The sequence below is a fragment of the Actinoplanes aureus genome, from assembly GCF_015704865.1.
Classification (GTDB): domain Bacteria; phylum Actinomycetota; class Actinomycetes; order Mycobacteriales; family Micromonosporaceae; genus Actinoplanes; species Actinoplanes aureus.
In genome coordinates this window covers 1-1,714 of the sequence record NZ_JADQTO010000086.1, presented here as the reverse complement: position 1 = coordinate 1,714, position 1,714 = coordinate 1, and the positions used below count along the sequence as shown (strand labels likewise).

The window sequence follows — 1,714 nt, the reverse complement described above, 5'->3', positions numbered from 1 at the left end:
GGCTCTGGCAAGATTTTCGTAGCGGAAGATCACTTGAACGGGGAATGGTGAGGAATGCCGTCTTCGAGCGATCCTGCCGATATGTGGTGTTGAACTCGCTGACCTCCTGCCCCACCTGGCACCGGTCCTGGTCACCTCGGTCGACACGACCGGCCCCGTAGTAGTCGTCCACGCCCGCACTCACCTCGAAAAGGCGTCCTCCTGCACCGGTTGCGGCAGCACGAGCGACTGGATCCACAGCCGATACACGCGTCGTCTGGCCGACAGTGCGCTCGGTGGCAGACCGGCACGTATCGAGCTGCAGGTTCGCCGTCTGTATTGCGAGAATCCGTTGTGCCCGAAGACGACCTTCGCCGAGCAGATCGGCGGGCTGACCGTCCGGTACCAACGCCGCACCCCGCTGCTACAACGCTTGGTGCAGATCGCGGGTGTCCTGCTCGCCGGCCGTGGCGGCGCCCGCCTGCTCCACCTGCTGCACGCCGGCCTGTCACGGACCAGCGTCCTGCTACACCTGATGAGAATCCCGCTGCCGACGCCCGTCGCACCACGAGTCCTGGGCGTGGACGACTTCGCCCTCTACGGACGGGCGTACGGGACGCTGCTGGTCGACGCCGACACCCGGCTACCGATCACCTTGTGGGAGGGACGTGACGCCGAGACGCTCCGCGACTGGCTACTCGAGCATCCGGGCGTGCAGATCGCCTGCCGGGACGGCTCACCGATCTACCGTCAGGGCAGTACCAGCGGCGCCCCGGACGCCATCCAGGTCAGCGACCGGTTCCACTTGTGGCAGGGCCTGTCCCGGCGAGTCCAACAGATCGCCACCGTGCACCACAGCTGCCTTCCTGCGGCGACCCCCGAACCCGATCCGGACCCGGCAGCGCCCGCCGACACCGCGGCGACCCCCACCCTGGACAGCCCTGCGGTGAACCACACCAGGCACCTGTTCGAGACCGTCCACGCGTTGACCGACACCGGCCGCGCCTACAACTCCGTCGCCCGCGAGCTGGGACTCAACTGGCGCACCGTCCGCAAATACGCGACCGCCTCCAGCTGGCAGGAATGCGTGCGTCACCGCCCGCGGGTTCCGTCCCCGCTCGACCGCTACCTGGAATACCTGCAGCAACGCTGGGACGAAGGTGAACACAACGCGAAAGTGCTGCACGAAGAACTGAAAGCCAAGGGCTACCTCGGCCACTACCAGCGCGTGAAGATGGCGGTCGCGCCGCTACGCCGAGGCCTGCCGGTCGACCAGCCCCGCCAGCATCCGCCGTCACCACGCGAAGTTGCCCGGTGGATCACCAGCACCCCGCCACGGCGGACCCTCGACACCGCCGAACGACTCCAACGACTGCTCGCACACTGCCCTGAACTCGACCGCACTCACACCCTGGTCCGAGCCTTCGCCGCCATGTTCGATACCGGCGACCCCGGAGCACTACCGGACTGGCTCAACCAACTCGAGACCAGCCGCCTGCCCGGACTGCCCAGCCTCGCCAAGGTGATCCGCGACGACCTGCCAGCAGTGGTCCAAGCCATCACCTCGCCCTACAGCTCCGGCGTCAACGAAGGCCGCATCACCGACGTGAAACTCCAAAAGAGACTCATGGCCGGCCGGGCGAAAATCCCGCTCCTACGCCAACGAGTCGTCCTCATCGCACACCTACGGCGACGCACCGCCGCAGCTCACTAACGATCTTCCGCTACGAAAATC

The 1,714-nt window shown here is 66.7% G+C and carries 1 protein-coding gene; it reads left to right on the top strand.

All coding sequences use genetic code 11. The features are described 5' to 3' along the window. Positions 1-70: 70 nt before the first annotated feature. A complete protein-coding gene (locus tag I4J89_RS49025) occupies positions 71-1,693 on the top strand; it encodes an ISL3 family transposase (protein ID WP_309238815.1) in 1,623 nt (540 codons plus the stop codon). The last annotated feature ends 21 nt before the right edge of the window (positions 1,694-1,714 follow it).